The sequence below is a fragment of the Pseudomonas cuatrocienegasensis genome (genome assembly GCF_900110925.1).
GTDB lineage: Bacteria > Pseudomonadota > Gammaproteobacteria > Pseudomonadales > Pseudomonadaceae > Aquipseudomonas > Aquipseudomonas cuatrocienegasensis.
The window spans coordinates 98237-118734 of record NZ_FOFP01000010.1 but is presented as its reverse complement, the minus strand read 5'-3'; the positions used below and the strand labels follow the sequence as shown (position 1 = coordinate 118734).

Here is a 20498-nt window from a genome sequence, read left to right as displayed (position 1 = left end):
GGTGTTCGACAAGAAGTAAGGGATAACCCATGCGTGCCATCGCTGAATTCATTATGCGCGGCCGTATGCAGGCCACCCTCGTGGTGGTCGTTTCTGCGGCATTGCCGCTGCTGTTCTGGTTGAGTGCTGCCGCAGGGAGCCTGGTGCTGCTGCGGCGCGGAGTGAGTGATGCCTTGGGCATCCTCGTCTGGGCTCTGCTACCGGCCATTGGCTGGTGGTATTTCGGTGAACCGCGCACCCTGTTGGTGTTGCTCGGTGCGCTGGGGTTGGCGTTGTTGTTGCGCGCCAATATGTCCTGGACCCGTGTGCTGCTGTGCAGCGTGGCCCTGGGCCTGGTATTCGGTCTGGTTTTGGGTGCGGTATTCCGCTCACCCATCGAAGCCATGGCGGGCGAGCTGAGTAAGCTGGTTCCGCAGATGCTCGATGGGGTTCACCAACAAATGTCGGTGGACGAGCGAGCGCGCCTTGAGAGCCTGATCGTGCCAGTGCTGACCGGATTGCTGGCAGCTTTGTTGCAGATCGTCAGCCTGCTGAGCCTGATGCTTGGGCGTTACTGGCAGGCGCTGTTGTACAACCCAGGTGGTTTTGGCCGCGAATTTCGCGCGCTGCGACTGCCGCCCCGGCTGGCGATACTGCTGGTGGTTGGCATGCTGGTGGGCCCCAATCTTGGGGCGCAGATGGCCATGTTGACGCCGTTGTGCAGTGTGCCGCTGATGTTCGCCGGCATTGCCCTGTTACACGGCATGGTGGCGCAGGGGCGACTGGCCAGGTTCTGGTTGGTGGGGCTGTACATCACGCTGCTGATTTTCATGCAGCTGACGTATCCGTTACTGGTGGTTTTGGCCATTGTCGACAGCCTGTTTGATTTTCGCGGACGCTTCGAGCGCAAGAACGGCTCAGGCTCCGCGGACGGTGAAGGTTAAAAGTTAAGAGGTTATTACCAAATGGAACTGATCCTGCTGGAAAAAATCGCCAACCTGGGCAACCTGGGCGATAAAGTGAATGTTAAGGCCGGTTACGGCCGTAACTTCCTGCTGCCGCAAGGCAAGGCCACTGCCGCTACCCCGGCTAACGTTGCGGCTTTCGAAGCCCGTCGCGCTGAGCTGGAAAAACTGGCTGCCGAGAAGAAGGCCTACGCCGAATCTCGTTCTGCCCAGTTGGCTGAGCTGGAAGTCACCATCACCGCTACCGCGGGCGATGAGGGCAAACTGTTCGGCTCCATCGGCACCCACGACATCGCTGAAGCCCTGACCGCCTCCGGCGTTGAAGTGGCCAAAGCTGAAGTGCGTCTGCCGAACGGCACCATTCGTCAAATCGGCGAATACGATGTGGCCGTGCACCTGCACAGCGACGTTGAAGCAACCGTACGGGTTGTAGTCGTAGCGGCCTGATCGCCACTCGACTAGCGGGCTTGCACTCCGGTGCCAGCCTGCTGACAATCAGGCACGACATTGCGCAAGCGATGTCGTGCCTTTTGTTTTTTTGAATCACCAACGCCTGCCAGAGCCTATGAACGACATCAGTCTGCCCGAACAGTACGACCTGCAAACCTCCGCGCTGAAAGTGCCGCCGCACTCGATCGAAGCCGAGCAGGCGGTGCTGGGTGGTTTGATGCTGGACAACAACGCCTGGGAACGCGTGCTTGATGCGGTGTCCGATGGCGATTTCTATCGGCATGACCACCGTCTGATCTTTCGCGCCATCTTCAAATTGGCCGAGCGTAACCACCCGTTCGACGTGGTGACCCTGTCCGAGCAACTGGACAAGGAAGGGCAGCTGTCGCAGGTCGGTGGCCTGGCCTATCTCGGCGAACTGGCGAAGAACATTCCCTCGGTGGCCAACATCAAGGCCTATGCGCAGATCATCCGCGAGCGGGCCACCCTGCGCCAACTGATCGGCATCAGCAACGAGATCGCCGACAGTGCCTACGCCCCGCAAGGGCGTACCGGCGAGGAAATCCTCGACGAGGCCGAGCGGTTGATCTTCCAGATCGCCGAGGCGCGGCCCAAGACCGGTGGCCCGATAAGCATCAACGACATCCTGGTCAAGGCTATCGACCGCATCGACACCCTGTTCAATTCGGGCGATGCGATCACCGGTCTGTCCACCGGCTTTACCGACCTGGACGCGCAGACCAGCGGCCTGCAGCCGGCCGACCTGATCATCGTTGCCGGGCGACCCTCGATGGGTAAGACCACCTTCGCCATGAACCTGGTGGAAAACGCGCTGATGCGCAGCGACAAGGTGGTGATGGTGTACTCCCTGGAGATGCCATCGGACTCCATCGTCATGCGTATGCTCGCCTCGCTCGGGCGCATCGACCAGACCAAGGTGCGCGCCGGTCGCCTGGACGACGACGATTGGCCACGCCTGACCAGCGCGGTCAACCTGCTCAACGACCGCAAGCTGTTTATCGATGACACCGCTGGTATCTCGCCCTCGGAGATGCGTGCGCGCACGCGCCGCCTGGCCCGTGAGCATGGCGAGATCGGCCTGATCATGGTCGACTACCTACAACTGATGCAGATTCCCGGCTCCAGTGGCGACAGCCGGGTCAACGAGATTTCCGAAATCTCGCGCTCGCTCAAGGCCCTGGCCAAGGAATTCAACTGCCCGGTGATCGCCCTGTCACAGCTCAACCGTGGCCTCGAGCAGCGCCCGAACAAGCGCCCGATCAACTCCGACTTGCGTGAGTCAGGGGCGATCGAGCAGGACGCCGACATCATCATGTTCGTCTACCGCGACGAGGTGTATCACCCGGAGACCGAGTACAAGGGTGTGGCCGAGATCATTATCGGTAAGCAGCGTAACGGCCCGATCGGTACCACACGCCTGGCATTCCTCGGCAAGTATTCGCGCTTCGAGAACCTCGCGCCGGGCAGTTACCAGTTCGACGAGGACTGACCCGCAACCCTGCCCAGATCAATAAAAACGGGCGATCAGTGTGAGTACACTGATCGCCCGTTTTGCGTTTCCGGAGCCACCTGCATGCGTCCACTGCTTGCCACTCTCGATCTGGCCGCGATCCGTCACAACCATGCCCTGGTTCAGCGCTGTGCGCCGGGCCGTGGGGTATTCGCCGTGGTTGCGGCCAATGCCTATGGCCATGGTTTGGCCGAGGTGGTGACCGGGCTGCATGACCAGGCCGACGGCTTTGCCGTGGCCAGCCTCGACGAGGCGGCGCAGGTCCGCGCGCTGCATGCCGGGGCGCGGATTCTGTTGCAGGGCGGCTGCTTTACCGCGCAGGAATACCGTCTCGCCGTGCAGCTGCGCCTTGATGTGGTGCTGCATGCCGAGTGGCAAGCCGAGCAACTGCTTGAGACCGAGTTGGCAAGGCCGTTGGATATCTGGCTGGCCCTGGACAGTGGGGTGCACCAGTTGGGCTTCAGTGCGGCAGCGCTGCGCGACTGGTATGCGCGCCTACAGGGCTCGCCGGCTGTCGCCTCGCTCAACCTGCTCAGCGAGCTGAGCTGCGCCGGTCTGCGCAACCATCCGCTGACCGAGGCGCAAGTCGAGGCATTTGCCGAACTGCTCGACTTGCCATTCGCGGCGCGCACGCTGGCGGACTCGGCTGCCACGCTGCTGTTGCCGGCCGCGCACCTGGACTGGCTACGGCCGGGTCTGATGCTCTATGGGGCCAGCCCGTTTGCCGATCTATCGGCGGCGGAGCTGGGCCTACGTCCGGCCATGCAGTTGCAAGCGCAGATTATTGCCTGCCGCGAAGTGGCCTGTGGCGAGTCTTTAGGTCCTGATGGGGCTTGGACAGCGCCCCGGCCTTCGCGCATCGCCACTGTGAGCTGCGGCTATGGTGACGGTTACCCGGCCCAGGCCGCGTCTGGTACGCCGGCGTGGCTACGCGGGCAGCGCGTGTCGCTGGTCGGGCGTGTCGGCATGGATGTACTCAGTCTGGACGTGACCCAACTGCCTGACGTGCAGATTGGCGACACCGTGCAGCTGTGGGGGCCGCAGTTACCCGTCGAAGAGGTGGCACGTGCTGTCGGTAGCGATCCGCGGGCCTTACTCAGTCAGTTGACTGCGCGTGTGGCACGCCGCTATCTGGCCTAGAGCCCGCTGGTAACCTTGATGACGTCCAGCTGCAGGCGCTCGAGCGCACTCAGGCCGCCGTCTTCGCCTTGCAGGGCCCAGCCCGAACGGCCGCGGCCTTTGACGCTGTAGAGCGCGTCGTCGGCCAATTTGTAGAGCCCGGCAAAATGGCTGGCGTGGCGTGGGTAGAGGGCGGCGCCAATGCTGATGGTCACCACCAGACGCTCGGCACCGTAAAGAACCGGTTGCGCCAGCTCATGCAGCAGGCGAGTAGCGATTTCTCGTGTGTGGTCTTCGGCGTCATGGCCGCAGACCAGTACGGCAAACTCATCCCCCCCCAGGCGTGCCACCAGATCCCCCGCACGCACATGTTCGCGCAGGCGTTTGGCGATTACCTGGAGCATCAGGTCGCCGGCATCATGGCCATACTTGTCGTTGATCGGTTTGAAGTGATCAAGGTCGATCAACAGCAGGGCTACGGGCTCTGCCTGGCGTTCGGCATGGGCCAGGGCGGCTTCGCAACGCTCGATCAGGTAGCGCCGGTTCGGCAGTTCGGTCAGCGGATCATGGAAGGCAGCATGCTGCAGCTCGCACTCGCGCTGGCTAAGGCGTTCGTTGGTGGCCGCCAGTTCGGCCGTGCGCTGAGCCACGGCATCCTGAAACTCGTCAGCATTGGCCTGCAGCTGGGTCAGGCGTGCAGTTTTTTCGCGGTCTGCCTGCTGCAGGGCGTTGGCCTTTTCCTGTTTCAGGGTCTGGATGCGGTTGGCCAGGGCGAACGAGAAGAGAATCGACTCGGCCGCCACGGCGATGGGAAATACGTAGGCGTTCCAGGTCGCCGGCTGAACCAGACCGGTGGCGCGCATCAGCGCGAGGCTGATGCTGCCCAGGATCAGGCCGTAGCCGCACAGGTAGAGCAGCGCGGGAAAATAGCCCTGGCGCCAGCGAATCAGGGCGGAGCCCAGTGCTGCGGGGATGCTGGTCAGCGACAGCAGGGCGATGATCCAGGCGGCGAGATTACGCTGGCCGAAGGCTTCCAGGCCGATGGCCAGGACATAGCAGGCGCAGGCGAAGCTCAGCAGGTGATGAGCCCAGCGCACCTGGCTGCGGGTCTGCAGCAGCACCTGAGTAAAGCGGCAGGCACAAAAGCCCCATAGCGAAGGCAGGGTGACGCGGTCCAGCCAGAACGGCACCGGGGAGTTGGGCCACAGGTACTGAAAGCCATGGCCGCTCATGCTGAGGATCATCAGCAGTGCGCCGCCGGTGGTCAGCACGTACCAGAAGTAGGCCGAGTCGCGCAGGCTGAAGAAAATGAACAGGTTGTACAGCAGCAGAGCGGCAATCACGCCGTAGACCATCCCCAGGGCGAGGTTCTCGACTGCGGCCTTATCCGACAGGTGCTGCAGTTGCCAGAGCCGCAGCGGAAAGGAATTGCCAGCGGGGTCATAGCTGCGCAGGTAGAGGGTCAGCGGCTCCTGCTCCAGAGGTGGCAGGCGAAACAGCATGTGACGGCTGTCGTGGTCGCGCCCGGAGCGATAGTCAACGCGCTCACCCGAGCGGCGCTCCTGCCAGGTGCCTGTCGGTGTTGGCAGGTACAGGCGCAGGTCGAGCTGGGTCACCGCGTTGACGGCCAGCCACCACTGCGATGGCGCCTCAGCCGTGCGCTGCAGGGTCAGTTTGATCCACCAGGGGTTGCGGCTCTGGCCAACGGTGGCGCGGCCATTGGCAGGGGCGAAGCGCTGTTGCACGGCCGGGTCGGCCATGTCGTCTATGCTCAGGCGACCGCCGACATCTTCAAGCAGTTCGATGGAGTCGTTGAGCGCCGCGCCGCTGCTCGCACTGTCGATAGCATAGGGCGCCGCACTGGCAGGGCTTGCAAGGAATGCGAACAATACGATTGACCAGAGGAACGACTGCACCCCGAACTCCTTGTACCTGGCTTCTTGGCCGGCCCAGTTAATCGCCCGAGTATAGCCATTGGCGCGCCGCATGCCTGCCTTTCGTGAGCATATGGGGCCGCTAAACAACCGAGCATAGAGGTCGGATTTGGTTATTTTTTGTGCTATATTTCGCGGCCGTTAAATCCTGCAGATCCCGGTCATGTCCATGCAAGCCGCCAAGCCGTTATTCGATTATCCAAAGTACTGGGCCGAGTGTTTCGGACCTGCACCTTTCCTGCCGATGAGCCGGGAAGAAATGGATCAGCTTGGCTGGGACAGTTGCGACATCATCATCGTCACCGGTGATGCCTATGTGGATCACCCGTCGTTCGGTATGGCGATTATCGGCCGGCTGCTGGAGTCGCAAGGTTTTCGCGTGGGCATCATCGCCCAGCCGAACTGGCAGTCGAAAGACGACTTTATGAAGCTCGGCGAGCCCAACCTGTTTTTCGGCGTCGCGGCCGGCAACATGGACTCGATGATCAACCGCTACACCGCCGACAAGAAAATCCGCTCCGACGACGCCTACACCCCCGGTGGCCTGGCCGGCAAACGTCCGGACCGCGCCAGCCTGGTGTACAGCCAGCGCTGCAAGGAAGCCTACAAGCATGTACCGATCGTGCTCGGCGGTATCGAAGCCTCGCTACGGCGCATCGCCCATTACGACTACTGGCAGGACCGCGTGCGTAACTCGATCCTGATCGATGCCAGCGCCGACATCCTGCTGTACGGCAACGCCGAGCGGGCCATCGTCGAAGTGGCGCAGCGGCTGTCCTACGGCCACAAGATCGAAGACATCACCGACGTGCGTGGCACCGCGTTTATTCGCCGTGATACGCCCCAGGGCTGGTATGAGGTGGACTCTACCCGTATCGACCGGCCGGGCAAGGTCGACAAGATCATCAACCCGTACGTGAACACCCAGGACACCGAAGCCTGCGCCATCGAGCAGAACAAGGCGCCGCTGGAAGACCCGAACGAGCCCAAGGTGGTGCAACTGCTCGCCAGCCCACGGATGACCCGGGACAAGACGGTGATCCGCCTGCCGTCCATGGAAAAGGTGCGTAACGACCCGGTGCTGTACGCCCACGCCAACCGCGTGCTGCACCTGGAAACCAACCCGGGTAACGCCCGCGCCCTGGTGCAGAAGCATGGTGAGGTGGACGTGTGGTTCAACCCGCCACCCATTCCCATGACCACCGAAGAGATGGACTACGTGTTCGGCATGCCCTATCAGCGTGTGCCGCACCCGACGTATGGCAAGGAAAAGATTCCGGCCTACGACATGATTCGCTTCTCGGTGAATATCATGCGCGGCTGCTTCGGTGGCTGTACCTTCTGCTCAATCACCGAGCACGAAGGGCGGATCATCCAGAACCGTTCGGAAGAGTCGATCATCCGCGAGATCGAAGAAATCCGCGACAAGGTGCCAGGCTTTACCGGGGTGATTTCCGACCTCGGCGGGCCGACCGCAAACATGTACCGCATCGCTTGCAAGAGCCCGGAAATCGAATCCGCATGCCGCAAGCCGTCCTGCGTGTTCCCCGGCATCTGCCCGAACCTGAATACCGATCACTCCAGCCTGATTCAGCTGTACCGCAGCGCCCGCGCGCTGCCGGGGGTGAAGAAGATCCTGATTGCCTCGGGCCTGCGTTACGACCTGGCCGTCGAGTCGCCGGAGTATGTGAAGGAGCTGGTCACCCACCACGTTGGTGGCTACCTGAAAATCGCCCCGGAGCATACCGAGGAAGGCCCGCTGAATCAGATGATGAAGCCGGGCATTGGTAGCTATGACAAGTTCAAGCGCATGTTCGAGAAGTACTCGAAAGAGGCGGGCAAAGAGCAGTACCTGATCCCGTACTTTATCGCGGCGCATCCGGGCACCACCGATGAAGACATGATGAACCTGGCCCTGTGGCTCAAGGGCAACGGCTTTCGCGCCGATCAGGTACAGGCCTTCTACCCATCGCCAATGGCCACCGCCACGGCCATGTACCACTCGGGCAAGAACCCGCTGCGCAAGGTCAGCTATAAGAGCGACGGCGTGACCATCGTCAAGAGCGAAGAGCAGCGCCGCCTGCACAAGGCCTTTCTGCGCTATCACGACCCGAAAGGCTGGCCGATGCTGCGCGAAGCGCTGACCCGCATGGGCCGCGCCGACCTGATCGGGCCGGGCAAGAACCAGCTGATCCCGCTGCATCAGCCGGCCACCGACAGCTACCAGAGCGCACGTCGCAAGAACTCGACGCCTGCCGGCAGCCACAAGGTCGCCAAAGACACCAGCAAGAGCAAACCGATGCTCACCCAGCACACCGGCCTGCCGCCGCGTGATACCGGTGCGGCCGGTGGCAACCCCTGGGACAAGCGCGAGAAGGCCAAAGCGGCTGCGCAAGTGCGTAACCAGCAGGCAGCCAAAGAGCGCGCCGATGCGGCGAAAGGAAAGGGCAAGAAGCCCACCAAGAAACCAGCCGTTCCGCGCTGATTGTGCGGAAATAAAAAACGCCAGCTTCGTGCTGGCGTTTTTTATGGGGGCGTTTGCGGTTTTGTCGCGGCTAAAGCCCCTCCCACAAGCGCATCAGGTCCAGTGGGAGGGGCTTTAGCCGCGAGTTTTTGCAGTCAGCTGCTATGCGGCTCTGATAGCCCGGATTGCATCCGTACTGCGGGGGCAGCGCGCCGCTAATCAGCCGTAACGCTTCATGGCTTCGATCGCCAAGCCGCTGCCGATGCTGCCAAAGGTATTGCCTTCCACATGCCGTGCATTGGGCAGCATGGCCGCGACGCTCTGGCGCAAGGCCGGAATACCGCTGGAACCGCCGGTAAAGAATACGGTATCGACCTGCGCCACACTGACTCCGGCATCGCCGAGCAACTGCGTGACGCTGGCGCGCACGCGCTCCAGCAGCGGCTCGATAGCGCCTTCAAACAGCTCGCGGGTCAGTTCGGCGACCAGGCCCTCTTCCAGGCGGCTGAGGTCGATCGGTCGGGCATCCTGCTCGGTCAGAGCGATCTTGCTGTCTTCCACCTGCATGGCCAGCCAGTGACCGTCGCGCCGCTCGATCAGCTTGAACAGGCGGTCGATGCCGGTGGGGTCGACGATGTCGTAGCGCATGCTCTGCAGCTGGCGCTGGGACTGTGCCGAGTACACCGCATTGATGGTGTGCCAGGTGGCCAGGCTCAGGTGGGTGCTGGTGGGCATAGGCGCATCACTCTTCATCCGACTGCCGTAGCCGAATAGCGGCATGACGCCGGCCAGAGACAGCTGTTTGTCGAAGTCGGTGCCGCCGATATGCACGCCGCCGGTGGCGAGGATGTCGCTGTGCCGGTCGGCGATGGAGCGCCGCTCCGGGGCCAGGCGTACCAGGGAGAAGTCCGAAGTACCGCCGCCGATATCGACGATCAGCACCAGCTCTTCCCGCTCGATACCGGACTCGTAGTCAAAGGCCGCGGCAATCGGCTCGTACTGGAAGGACACGTCTTTGAAACCGAGCTTGTGCGCCACGGCCACCAGGGTGTTCTGCGCCTCCAGATCGGCGACCGGGTCATCATCGACAAAGAACACCGGGCGGCCCAGCACCACTTCCTCGAACGGCCGCCCTGCAGCCGTTTCGGCGCGTTTTTTCAGTTCGCCGATAAAGAAGCCGAGCAGGTCCTTGAACGGCAGGGCGCTGCCGAGCACGGTGGTTTCGCTTTTCAGCAGCTTGCTGCCCAGCAGGCTTTTCAGCGAGCGCATCAGGCGGCCTTCATAGCCTTCCAGGTATTCCTGCAGGGCCAGGCGGCCATACACCGGGCGACGTTCTTCGAGGTTGAAGAACACCACCGAGGGCAGGGTGATCTTGCCGTCTTCCAGCGGGATAAGCGTCTCGGCATCGGGGCGTAGCCAGCCGACGGTGGAGTTGGAGGTGCCAAAGTCGATGCCGCAGGCGCGGGCGGGCGTGGAATAAGTCATGCGGCGCGCTGTTCCTGAAGTGAATGCGGACCGTTCTGACCAGGCGCAAAGCTGCCTAGCAAAAACGGCCGCGCATTCTATGCGAGTGCGGCGCGCAATGCTGCCCCGGTTATCCGGTTTTTAAGGTAGGTTTTGCCGCTCTTCGCGGCGGGTGCGCCACTGGCCCCACTCGAAGCCCAGTACCACGAGCAGTGACAGGGCGAAGGGCAGCAGCAGGTAGAAACCGCGAAATACGATCAGTGCCGCCAGCACGCTAGAGGTGGGCACGTCGGGCAGGGCGGCAAGGAAGCTCACTTCGAGCACGCCCAGGCCGCCGGGGGCATGGGACAGCAGGGCGAGCGAGAAGGACGCCAGAAACACCCCGAGGACGATCAGGTAACCCGGATTGTGCTCAGCCGGCAGGGCGAAGTAGATGATCGCTGCCGCGCAGGCCAGCTCCAGCGGACCTGCCAGCAATTGGCGGGCGACGATACCCAGGCGCGGGTACTCGATGTGCCATTTGCCCAGCCGCCAGGGCTTGAACTGCCGCCAGGAGCCCAGCACATACAGGCCTACGAGCAGCAGCAACAGCACGCCGATGCCCATCGCCAAGGCGCTCGGGACGTCCAGCACACGTTGCATGACCGAGGGTTGCAGGATCAGCACGCAACCTGTGGCCAGCAGCGTGCCCAGGGCAAAGGTGAACGAGCAGAAGACGATCAGGATGCCGATTTCCTGGGGCGACAGGCCCTTGGTGCGATACGCCCGGTAGCGCACCAGTGCGCCAGAGAACACCGAGGCGCCGATGTTGTGGGCCAGTGCATAGGTGGTGAAGGAGCACAGAGTGATGAAGTGCCAGGGGATCTTTTTACCCAGGTGGGCAATGGCAATGCGGTCGTACCAGGCCAGGGCGCAGTAAGCACCCAGGGTCGCGCCGGCGGCGAGCAACCAGTGGCGGGTGGAAATGGCATTCAGGCTGTCGGCGATTTCATCGAGGGAAATCGTGCGCACCTCGTGATAGAGCAGAAAGCACGACAGCACCACCGCACTGAGGCCGATCAGGGTCCAGATCAGGTCGCTGCGCTTCATCCTCGGCTTAATCCCTTGCAACTCTGATCCCCTGTTTGTAGTGCGCGTTGTAGGCGCTCGGTCAGCCCTGGGCTTGTGGGCGCAGGCTGCGCAGTATCACGGACGCCAGCCCGTTGCTCAACTGGCACATGCACCGGAGGCGCACAGCGTGAGCCAGGCCAGTACGGCATAACGCGTGGTTTTCGCCAGGCTGACGATGGCCAGAAACACCCACAGGCGCTCGCGCATTATCCCGGCCACCAGGGTCAATGGGTCGCCGATCACTGGCATCCAGCTCAGCAACAGGCTCCAGCGACCGTAGCGAGCGTAGCCGCGCTGGGCCTGCAGCAGGCGCTTCTCGCTGACCGGAAACCAGCGGGCGTGACGAAAACGCTCCAGCGAGCGGCCCAGCCACCAGTTGAGCAGCGAGCCCAGTACATTGCCCAGGCTGGCGACCGCAATCAGCCACAGCACCGGTTGTTGGCCGGCCAGCAACAGGGCGACCAGCAGTGCTTCGGATTGCAGGGGCAGCAGGCTGGCCGCGGCCAGGGCGGAAAGGAACAGCCCCAGATAGGTCGACAGGATCAGCATTGCACAGCACCGGCTGTCGAGGGCTCAGGCCTGCTTGTCGGCGTCGCTGTTGGCCATCACGTCTTCCAGTTTGAGACCGGTCAGGCCATGGATGGTGCGCCACAAATAGTAGAACACCGCCATCAGCATGATCATCGACGGAATCGCGATCATCGGGTAGCTGAGCAGGTTCATGCGCCCCAGTTCTTCATTGAAGGCTTCGCTGCCGGCCGGGCTGATGACGATCCACTTGGCCAGCACGTAGTTCATCGCCGAGGAGAAAAAGAAGGTGCCGCTCAGCCAGTAGGTGGCCGTGAGCAGGCGCGCCTCGAATCGCTCGGTATTGCCGGTTTGTTCCAGGCGCGCCTGGATCTTGTCGACATTGAGCACGGTCTTGTTGAACAGCATGGTGCGGATCAGCGGGTAGCGGGTGCGTGTGGACACCAGCACGGCGATACCGATCAGCCCTGGAATCGCGGCTTCCTTGATCGCCAGCCACTGGTTGTCCAGTTTGAGCAGGCCGATGCCGCCGGTCAGCAGCACGCTGATCAGGCCGAGCAAGGCGATGAAGTTGAATTTGCGGTAGGTGATCAGCTCATACGCACCCCAGCACAGCGGGAACGCCAGGGCCAGCACCAGGGCACGGTCAGCGCCGAGGTTGGCGTCACCACTGAGCTTCATCAAAATCAGTGAGGGAATCAGGATGCTGACCAGCAGGTCGATCATCGGCCGAGGTTTGTGCGTGGGTACAGGGCGGGGCGTGAGGTCGGTCATGTCATTCAGGCGGCGGTGGGGAGCGCCGATGATCGCCTGCCCGGGCGCAGACCGCCAGCCCAGCCGTCGCCTCGACTGTGACAAAGTTGTGCGCTAGTGGCGGCCTACCGCCACGCCGGTTGGGCTTTGTGGCGGGAAAAGTTACGAAATCGGGCAGGTAGAGGGGCGCTGGACGCGTCATACTGTCACGCCTGTGCGATGGCTGTGTCGCAGGGGTGGCCGGGGTTGAGGTGCAGTGCATGCAAGGGTTCGCGGTAAATCAGCGCAGAGGCAGTCGATGGGCCGCAAGGTTGCTGGCCCTGATGCTGCTTGCCGGCGTTGGCCAGGCCGCTGAGCTGCGCCTGTACACCGAGGAGTATCCGCCGCTGAGTTTTACCCGCCAGGGTGTTGCTGACGGCATGGCCGTTGAAGTGGTGCAGGCACTGATTGCCCGCACCGGCAGCGCGGCGCAGATCGAATTCGTGCCCTGGACCCGGGGCTATCATGAAGTTCAGCACCAGCCCGACACGGCACTATTTGCCACCGTGCGCACGGCGCAGCGCGAACCGCTGTTCCAATGGGTTGGGCCGATCGCCGAGGGTTATACCGGCTTCTACACCCGCGCAGGCAGCGGCCTGCGCCTGCGTACCCTGGCTGATGTCGAAGCCCAGGGTACGCTCGCGGTGCCGAAGCAGTGGTACAGCTACGAAGTGCTCAAGGCTCAGGGGCTGAGTAATCTGTACGGCGTACCCAGCCCGCGGCACATGCTGAACATGTTCAAGCACGGCCGCATCCGTGTGCTAGTCGCCAACAGCGCGACCTTGCGCGGCATGCTTGCCGAGCACGGCATGACCCCTGAGGAGGTCGAGCTGCAGTTCAGTTTCATGCCCAGCGATTCCTACATCGCCTTCTCACGCAGCACCTCGCCGGCGCTGGTCGCGCGCTGGCAAGCGCAGTTGCAGGCGATGAAAGACGACGGCAGCCTGGCTGCGATTGCCGAGCGTTGGGTCGGCGGTGAGCCGCCTCGCGGCGGGCGCACCACGCCATAGCCTGGGCTGGCGCAAAGGTTGCTTCGTGCTTGCCATCGCGTCCTTTTTGTCGAGCCCTCATGGGCCTGTATTCACCGTTTTTGGAATGATTTCATGCCGATTCTGCAACGCGCCTCCCACCACGAACTGCGTCATGCCTTCCGCCAATTGCTGGCGGCCGACCGCTGCTACCACACCGCCTCGGTCTTCGACCCGATGTCGGCGCGCATCGCCGCCGACCTGGGTTTCGAGGTCGGCATCCTCGGTGGTTCCGTGGCCTCGCTGCAGGTGTTGGGCGCGCCGGACTTTGCCCTGATTACCCTCAGCGAATTCGTTGAGCAGGCCAGCCGCATTGGCCGTGTCAGCCGCCTGCCGGTAATCGCCGACGCCGACCATGGCTACGGTAACGCGCTCAACGTGATGCGCACCGTGGTCGAGCTGGAGCGTGCCGGTGTGGCGGCTCTGACCATCGAGGACACGCTCCTGCCGGCGCAGTTCGGGCGCAAGTCCACTGACCTGATCAGCGTCGAAGAAGGCGTTGGCAAAATCCGCGCGGCCCTGGAAGCACGGGTCGATCCGGACCTGTCGATCATTGCCCGGACCCATGCCGGCGTGCTCAGCGCAGACGAAGTGATTCGCCGTACCCAGGCCTATCAGGAGGCGGGCGCCGATGGTATCTGCATCGTCGGTATCGAGGACTTTGACCACCTTGAGCAGGTCACCGCGCACCTCAGCGTGCCGCTGATGCTGGTGACCTACGGCAACCCCAAGTTGCGCGACAACCCACGCCTGGCCAAGCTCGGCGTGCGTATTGTGGTCAACGGCCATGCTGCCTACTTCGCGGCGATCAAGGCGACCTACGACTGCCTGGCCGAGCAACGCGGTATCGAGCCGGGTACGCTCAACGCCACTGAACTGACCCACAAGTACACGCTGCCCGAGGAGTACATCGTCTGGGCCGCGCAGTTTATGGACGTCAAGGAATAAGCAGGACGCGCGACTGCAACCCGAGTTGGCTTTTCTAGAAGTGAAGGGCTTTAGCCGCTCTTGGTAAGCCGGTTACGCCAGTGCAACCGCTGCGCGGCATACCTGTCCAATCCCATACGTTGGTGCGATAAGCGGACCCCGGAGGTGAGCGATGGCAGGTGGATGGGCCAGCGATGGTGCGGTACAGGAGCAGATCGACAGCAGCCTCGAGGATGCCGTCGCACGGGCGCGCAGCCAGTTGCCCACGGGTGAAAGCCTGCTGCATTGCGAAGAATGCGATGCGCCCATCCCCGAGGCGCGCCGTCAGGCGGTACCCGGCGTGCGCCTGTGCGTGGCGTGCCAGAGCGAGCATGATCGCCAGCAGGGTGGCGCCGCGGGTTACAACCGGCGCGGCAGCAAGGACAGCCAACTGCGCTGAAAAATAGACGATGTCCTCGTTTTGTGTAACGTTCAGGTGCTGGGGCCTAAGGCCGTAGGGTACGCCGTGCGCACCGGCGCAGGCTGCAGAGCCTTGGTGCGCGCGGCGCACCCTACTGCTACTCGCGCCGCTCGTCCCCAAGCCGCCCATGCAACATTCAATTGGGACATGGCCGAAAAATAGTCGGCACCTGTGGGGCGGGTGAATAGTCATAGTGCTACTACTCCCCCGACTTAGGAAGAGGTGCCTCTATGACGATTTTTGAAGCCCTGCGCATCAGCCACGACATTCAGCGCGAACTGGCGCAGAAACTGACCACCACCCAGGGCGACACGCCCGAGCGCCATGAGTTGTTTGCCCAGCTCAAGCACGAACTGGCAGTGCATTCAGTGGCTGAAGAGCGTCACTTCTATATTGCCCTGATGCAGCAGGATGGCGGCGTCGACCTGTCGCGCCATGCGATTGCCGAGCACCACGAAATGGATGAGATGGTCGAAGGCCTGGAAGAAACCGATCCCAGCAACCCCAGCTGGCTGGTGCAAGCCAAAGCCCTGTCGGAAAAGGTCCACCACCACCTCAAGGAAGAAGAGCACAGCTTTTTCCAGATGGCCGGCAAGCTGCTCAGCGACACCCAGAAAGAGCGTCTGGCGGACGACTACCTGAGTGCCTATGACGAGATGAAGCAGGCGTCCTGAGGACGCCTGTCTAGGGTTTCAGAACAGAAAATAGCGCTGGGCCATCGGCAGCACGTCGGCCGGTTCACACCAGAGCAACTGGCCGTCAGCCTTGACCTGATAGGTCTGCGGATCGACCTCGATATTCGGCAAATAGTCGTTGTGAATCAGGTCGGTTTTCTGCACCTCGCGGCAGCCCTTGACCACACCAATCTGCTTCTTCAACCCCAACTGCTCGGGCACGCCGGCATCGAACGCCGCCTGGCTGATAAAGGTGATGCTGGTTGCGTGGCGGCTGCCGCCGTAGCTGGCGAACATCGGCCGGTAGTGCACCGGTTGCGGCGTCGGGATCGAGGCGTTGGCGTCGCCCATCAGGCTGGCGGCAATTGCGCCGCCTTTGAGAATCAGCGTCGGTTTGACGCCGAAAAACGCTGGGCGCCAGAGCACCAGGTCGGCCCATTTGCCCACTTCGATGGAGCCCACTTCATGGCTGATGCCGTGGGTGATCGCCGGGTTGATGGTGTACTTGGCGATATAGCGCTTGATGCGGAAGTTGTCGTTGCCCGCGCCATCACCGGGCAGGGCGCCGCGCTGCTGTTTCATCTTGTCGGCGGTCTGCCAGGTACGGGTGATCACCTCGCCAACCCGGCCCATGGCCTGGCTGTCGGAGCTGATCATGCTGAACGCGCCGAGGTCATGCAGGATGTCTTCGGCAGCGATGGTCTCGCGGCGGATGCGGCTCTCGGCAAAGGCCACGTCCTCGGCAATGCTCGGGTCGAGGTGGTGGCAGACCATCAGCATGTCCAGGTGTTCGTCGATGGTGTTCTTGGTGAACGGCCGCGTCGGGTTGGTCGAGCTGGGCAGTACGTTGGGGAAACCGCAAGCCTTGATGATGTCCGGCGCATGACCGCCACCGGCACCTTCGGTGTGATAGGTGTGAATGGTGCGGCCCTTGAACGCGGCCAGGGTGGTTTCGACAAAACCGGACTCGTTGAGGGTGTCGGTATGGATCGCCACCTGTACGTCGTACTGGTCGGCCACGCTCAGGCAGTTGTCGATGGCCGCCGGGGTGGTGCCCCAGTCCTCGTGCAGCTTCAGCCCGATGGCGCCGGCTTTGACCTGCTCGATCAGCGGTTCTGGCAAGGAGGCGTTGCCCTTGCCGGTAAAGCCCAGGTTCATCGGGAAGGCGTCGGCGGCCTGGAGCATGCGCGCCATGTGCCAGGGCCCGGAGGTGCAGGTGGTGGCGTTGGTGCCGGTGGCCGGCCCGGTGCCGCCGCCGATCATGGTGGTGACGCCACTCATCAACGCCTCTTCGATCTGCTGCGGGCAGATAAAGTGGATATGGGTGTCGATACCCCCGGCAGTGAGGATCATGCCTTCACCGGCGATCACTTCGGTGCCGGCACCGACGGCGATGGTCACGTCGGGCTGAATGTCCGGGTTACCGGCCTTGCCGATGGCGGCGATGCGGCCGTCCTTGAGGCCGACGTCGGCTTTGACGATGCCCCAGTGGTCGATGATCAATGCATTGGTGATCAGGGTGTCGACCACATCGGCAGCGCAGAGCTGGCCCTGGCCCATGCCGTCGCGGATCACCTTGCCGCCACCGAATTTCACTTCCTCACCGTAGGTGGTGAAGTCCTTCTCGACTTCGATCCACAGCTCGGTGTCGGCCAGGCGCACTTTGTCGCCGACGGTGGGGCCGAACATGTCGGCGTAGGCTTGGCGGGAAATTTTCATCAATGAAGTCCTGACACAGTGCGTTCGGTTTAGCCCTGTGGGAGGGGGTTTAGCCGCGATGTCGCTGGAGTCGCGGCGAAAGCCCCTCCCACAGGCCCTGATAAAGTGTGCTTAATCCAGCTCGCCCATTACCCGGCCGGCAAAGCCGAACACGCGGCGCTGACCAGCCAGGTCGACCAACTCCACTTCACGGCTCTGCCCCGGCTCGAAGCGCACGGCCGTGCCGGATGGGATGTTCAGGCGCATGCCGCGGGCAGCTGCGCGGTCAAACAGCAGCGCGTCGTTGGTCTCGAAAAAGTGGTAGTGCGAGCCGACCTGAATCGGCCGGTCGCCGCTGTTGGCCACGTTCAGGGTCAGGGTGCGGCGGCCGGCATTGAGTTCGATCTCGCCGTCCTGGATCTGGTATTCGCCGGGAATCATGGCGCGGTCCTCTCGGGGGTCAGAGTCAGTTGCATAAAAGTCAGGTCGAGCCAGCGGCCGAACTTGCGTCCGACCTGGGGCATCTGCCCGGTGATACTGAAGCCCAGGCGCTGGTGCAGGCGAATCGAGGCGCTGTTGCTGCTCTCGATGGCGGCGACCATCACGTGTTTGCCGGCGTTTCTGCCGCGCTCGATCAGCGCGCCGAGCAGTAACACGCCGAGGCCGCGGCCACGCTGGTCAGCGCGCACGTACAGGGAGTTTTCCACGGTGTTGCAGAAGCCATCGAAGGGGCGCCAGTCACCGTAGGCGGCGTAGCCGAGCACGCTGTCTGCAGCGTCCACCACAACCAGCACCGGGTAGCCTTGTTGGCGGCGTGCGGCCAGCCAGGCCTGGCGGTTAGCCAGGTCGACGATGTCATCCATCCAGATCGCCGTGGTGGTGAGTACCGCGTCGTTGAAGATCGCGCGGATATCTTCCAGGTCGTCGTCACGGGCATCACGTATCGAGTACGTCATGTTCAGGCGATCGGCTGGTGCACGGTCACCAATTTGGTGCCGTCGGGGAAGGTGGCTTCGACCTGGATCTCCGGAATCATTTCCGGCACGCCCTCCATGACCTGATCGCGGCTCAGCAAGGTGGTGCCGAAGTGCATCAGTTCGGCCACGGTTCTGCCGTCGCGGGCGCCTTCAAGCAGGGCGGCGGAGATGTAGGCCATGGTCTCCGGGTAGTTGAGCTTGACCCCACGGGCCAGGCGACGCTCGGCGACCAGGCCGGCGGTGAAGATCAGCAGTTTGTCTTTTTCGCGGGGTGTGAGGTCCATGGCAGTTCCATCAAAGGCGTAAGGCGGATTTTTCACGCAAGGTGCGTGCCTTGATCCTGGCCACGTGTTCAGCGTACAGGCCAGGAATATGTGTGCGGTTCAGGTGCTCCAGATTCTCGGCGCCAGCGCTTCGCGACCCAGCATAGCCGGGCGCAGCAGGCGCCAGAGTTCGATCAGCCAGGCGCGGGCGTGCAGGGCTTCGTCGGCCAGGCAGCGGGCGACCAGCAGGCCGGGCAGTTGCGTCAGGTCGCCGCGCACCCGGGAAGGTAGGTCGCGGCAGCGTTCGAGTAGTTCGGCCGGCGCCTCTGCGCTGATCAGCAGGGTGGCGAACACCGGTTGGCCACCCAGGCCGATCGGCGAGTCGAGCAGGCCATCGCCGCCGACCACGCGCTGGCGTTCGTGCCAGAGCAACTGGCCGTCACGGCGAATATTCAGCTGGGCCTGGAAGTGACCGCTATCGAAGCGCTCGCCACTGGCGGGGCGGCCGAGGGCGACTATGTCCCAGTAGAACAGGCGGGCGTCGCCGAGCAGCTCGATATCGGTGCTCAATTCCGCCTGGGCCGCGGCATAGACGATGGTCTCCTGGGGCAGCCATTCGAGGGTCGCGCCGGCTTCGACGCGCAGCTTGACCTGCTGGTAAGCCGGGCCAGCGGCGCGATACCACTTGGCCGCGCCCGGGCTGGTCAGTTGCGCCCAGGCCCGCTCACCGACGGTCGCGCTGATGTCCAGGCGATCACCGCCGGCGATGCCGCCCGGTGGATGGACAATGATGTGCTGGCAGACCTCCGGGCCTTCGGCGTGCAGGTGCTTTTGCACCCGCAGCGGGCCCAGGTGGCGGCGCAGGGTGGGCCGGGTGTGGGCGCCATCGCGGCCATAGCCCAGCTCCAGCTCGGCGTGCCAGCTGGGGGTAAAGGCAGGGGACAGGGCATTCATGTCGGTTCGCTTATCAGGCTCATGGCAACTGTGGAGCAATTGCCGTGCCCGGTGCGCTACGACGGTGCGTGCCTGCTGGATGCTGCTGCACAAGTGCCTCTTGAATGAGCTTGCGGCTAAATAATTGCACTTTTTTGGTGCTTTCCGTCGATTGGGTGTGCGTTAAGTGTGCGCGCTGACTGGCCCATGCTCGGCGGGTAACTGGCTTTGCTCGCGCTGGGCGAGGGGGTTAGGGTCGTGTCACGAATCAAAGGTCGGTCAATGCCAGGCTGCGCGGGAGGGGCCGCCGGGTGGCGCTCCGCTTTTTAGCCGCGACCCTTTCAGCGCTCTCAAGGATTATCGCGAATAAAGGCTAGGCGCCCCCTTCGCTCCTACAGATAACGCCCAATTATTTTTGTCGTGGCACTGTTCGCGGAGGTGCGCCGTGTTTGCTGTGATGGCCTGTGTGGCTGGCCTTGTCAGGGGGTATAGCGGGTTTGGCTTTGCCATCATCCTGGCGCTCGGGCTGTTGTTGTATCTGCCGCCTACACTGGCGATCCCGGTGACCCTGATGCTGGATCTGCTGTGCAGCATCAGTCTGCTGCCGAGCGCCCTGCGGCAGTTTGATCGGCCGGTGACGACCTGCCTGGTGGGCGGCATGCTGCTCGCCGTATTACCGGGTGCCTGGCTGCTGTCCTGGGTTTCCGGCGCCTGGCTGACGCCGCTGATTGCGCTGCTATGCCTGTTCGGCGGGGTGGCCGTGCTCTGGCAACCGGCACCGCAGCGGATCAAGCCGTCGCGACGGCCTGTGGCGGTGTTGGCGGGGCTGGTTTCCGGACTGGCCACCAGCCTGGCCTCCGCAGGTGGCCCGCCGCTGATGCTCTACCTGGTGCGCAGTGGTGTACTGCCGCAGCAGATGCGTGGCACGGCCATCCTGTTCTTTCTTGCCAGCAGTGCCTGCGCGCTACTCGGGTTGTGGGCGTTTGGCGTCTTGCAGAGTGAGCACGGGCGGCTGGTCGGCCAACTGCTGGTGCCGGCTCTGCTGGGCAATCTACTGGGGCAATGGGCGCACCGGCGCTGGCCGCCGGGGTCGGTGCGGGTGCTGGTTGGTGGGTTGTTGGTGCTGCTGTCGGCGCTGACGCTGTGGCGCAGCGTGGTCGGCGGCTAGGGTCTGCTGGATTAAGGCATGCTAGCGGTGACGG

20 protein-coding genes are annotated in these 20498 nt (G+C 63.1%); 10 read left to right on the top strand and 10 right to left on the bottom strand.

Annotated elements, in window-relative coordinates; all coding sequences use genetic code 11:
- Window positions 1-29 precede the first annotated feature (29 nt).
- The 4 genes from BMW49_RS14960 to alr all read left to right on the top strand — a co-directional run bounded on the left by BMW49_RS14960 (window position 30) and on the right by alr (window position 4065).
- Window positions 30-923 carry a YybS family protein gene (locus tag BMW49_RS14960; protein ID WP_069519636.1) on the top strand — a complete coding sequence of 298 codons (894 nt, stop codon included), beginning with the start codon at window positions 30-32 and terminating at the stop codon, window positions 921-923.
- Between the two features lie 21 nt (window positions 924-944).
- A complete protein-coding gene (gene rplI / locus BMW49_RS14955; RefSeq protein ID WP_069519635.1) occupies window positions 945-1391 on the top strand; it encodes a 50S ribosomal protein L9 in 447 nt (148 codons plus the stop codon).
- Window positions 1392-1509: 118 nt separating this feature from the next.
- Entirely contained in the window at window positions 1510-2904 is a 1395-nt protein-coding gene (dnaB, locus tag BMW49_RS14950) for a replicative DNA helicase (protein ID WP_069519634.1), read from the top strand.
- An 84-nt stretch (window positions 2905-2988) separates the two neighbouring features.
- On the top strand, window positions 2989-4065 hold the full coding sequence (gene alr, locus BMW49_RS14945; protein WP_069519633.1) for an alanine racemase: 1077 nt from the start codon (window positions 2989-2991) through the stop codon (window positions 4063-4065).
- Here alr and BMW49_RS14940 read toward each other — a convergent pair.
- Window positions 4062-5939 (bottom strand): diguanylate cyclase domain-containing protein, encoded by a 1878-nt coding sequence (locus BMW49_RS14940; RefSeq protein ID WP_425272766.1) that lies wholly within the window; start codon window positions 5937-5939, stop codon window positions 4062-4064. The genes alr and BMW49_RS14940 overlap by 4 nt on opposite strands.
- Window positions 5940-6147: 208 nt before the next feature.
- Here BMW49_RS14940 and BMW49_RS14935 point away from each other — a divergent pair, with 208 nt between their 5' ends.
- On the top strand, window positions 6148-8463 hold the full coding sequence (locus tag BMW49_RS14935) for a YgiQ family radical SAM protein (RefSeq protein WP_069519675.1): 2316 nt from the start codon (window positions 6148-6150) through the stop codon (window positions 8461-8463).
- A 198-nt stretch (window positions 8464-8661) separates the two neighbouring features.
- On the opposite strand, the gene BMW49_RS14930 is transcribed toward BMW49_RS14935, so the two are convergent.
- The 4 genes from BMW49_RS14930 to BMW49_RS14915 all read right to left on the bottom strand — a co-directional run bounded on the left by BMW49_RS14930 (window position 8662) and on the right by BMW49_RS14915 (window position 12318).
- Window positions 8662-9927: an Hsp70 family protein gene (locus BMW49_RS14930; RefSeq protein ID WP_069519632.1), complete on the bottom strand. Its 1266-nt coding sequence runs from the start codon at window positions 9925-9927 to the stop codon at window positions 8662-8664.
- A gap of 120 nt (window positions 9928-10047) precedes the next feature.
- The gene (locus tag BMW49_RS14925) at window positions 10048-10995 is read right to left on the bottom strand and encodes a lysylphosphatidylglycerol synthase transmembrane domain-containing protein (protein WP_069519631.1); all 948 of its coding nucleotides are present in this window, start codon (window positions 10993-10995) and stop codon (window positions 10048-10050) included.
- A 117-nt stretch (window positions 10996-11112) separates the two neighbouring features.
- Complete coding sequence (locus BMW49_RS14920) at window positions 11113-11565, bottom strand: YqaA family protein (protein ID WP_069519630.1); 453 nt, start codon at window positions 11563-11565, stop codon at window positions 11113-11115.
- 24 nt (window positions 11566-11589) lie between these two features.
- A complete protein-coding gene (locus BMW49_RS14915) occupies window positions 11590-12318 on the bottom strand; it encodes a VC0807 family protein (protein ID WP_069519629.1) in 729 nt (242 codons plus the stop codon).
- 302 nt (window positions 12319-12620) lie between these two features.
- Between BMW49_RS14915 and BMW49_RS14910 the strand changes: the two genes are divergently transcribed.
- From BMW49_RS14910 to BMW49_RS14895, 4 genes are all read left to right on the top strand, one after another.
- Window positions 12621-13346 carry a substrate-binding periplasmic protein gene (locus BMW49_RS14910; RefSeq protein WP_170829058.1) on the top strand — a complete coding sequence of 242 codons (726 nt, stop codon included), beginning with the start codon at window positions 12621-12623 and terminating at the stop codon, window positions 13344-13346.
- A 102-nt stretch (window positions 13347-13448) separates the two neighbouring features.
- A complete protein-coding gene (locus BMW49_RS14905) occupies window positions 13449-14312 on the top strand; it encodes an isocitrate lyase/PEP mutase family protein (RefSeq protein ID WP_090390992.1) in 864 nt (287 codons plus the stop codon).
- Between the two features lie 151 nt (window positions 14313-14463).
- The gene (locus BMW49_RS14900) at window positions 14464-14730 is read left to right on the top strand and encodes a DksA/TraR family C4-type zinc finger protein (RefSeq protein WP_069519626.1); all 267 of its coding nucleotides are present in this window, start codon (window positions 14464-14466) and stop codon (window positions 14728-14730) included.
- 251 nt (window positions 14731-14981) lie between these two features.
- Window positions 14982-15425: a hemerythrin domain-containing protein gene (locus tag BMW49_RS14895; protein ID WP_069519625.1), complete on the top strand. Its 444-nt coding sequence runs from the start codon at window positions 14982-14984 to the stop codon at window positions 15423-15425.
- A gap of 18 nt (window positions 15426-15443) precedes the next feature.
- On the opposite strand, the gene ureC is transcribed toward BMW49_RS14895, so the two are convergent.
- From ureC to BMW49_RS14870, 5 genes are all read right to left on the bottom strand, one after another.
- The gene (gene ureC, locus BMW49_RS14890; RefSeq protein WP_069519624.1) at window positions 15444-17144 is read right to left on the bottom strand and encodes an urease subunit alpha; all 1701 of its coding nucleotides are present in this window, start codon (window positions 17142-17144) and stop codon (window positions 15444-15446) included.
- A 111-nt stretch (window positions 17145-17255) separates the two neighbouring features.
- Window positions 17256-17564, bottom strand: coding sequence for an urease subunit beta (locus BMW49_RS14885; RefSeq protein ID WP_069519623.1), 309 nt, complete (start codon window positions 17562-17564; stop codon window positions 17256-17258).
- Entirely contained in the window at window positions 17561-18079 is a 519-nt protein-coding gene (locus tag BMW49_RS14880; RefSeq protein ID WP_069519622.1) for a GNAT family N-acetyltransferase, read from the bottom strand. The genes BMW49_RS14885 and BMW49_RS14880 overlap by 4 nt, the downstream gene beginning before the upstream one ends.
- A gap of 2 nt (window positions 18080-18081) precedes the next feature.
- Entirely contained in the window at window positions 18082-18384 is a 303-nt protein-coding gene (gene ureA / locus BMW49_RS14875) for an urease subunit gamma (protein WP_069519621.1), read from the bottom strand.
- 99 nt (window positions 18385-18483) lie between these two features.
- Window positions 18484-19317, bottom strand: a complete 834-nt coding sequence (locus BMW49_RS14870) for an urease accessory protein UreD (RefSeq protein ID WP_069519620.1) — start codon at window positions 19315-19317, stop codon at window positions 18484-18486.
- Between the two features lie 424 nt (window positions 19318-19741).
- Between BMW49_RS14870 and BMW49_RS14865 the strand changes: the two genes are divergently transcribed.
- Window positions 19742-20464, top strand: a complete 723-nt coding sequence (locus tag BMW49_RS14865; protein WP_069519619.1) for a sulfite exporter TauE/SafE family protein — start codon at window positions 19742-19744, stop codon at window positions 20462-20464.
- Window positions 20465-20498: the final 34 nt, after the last annotated feature.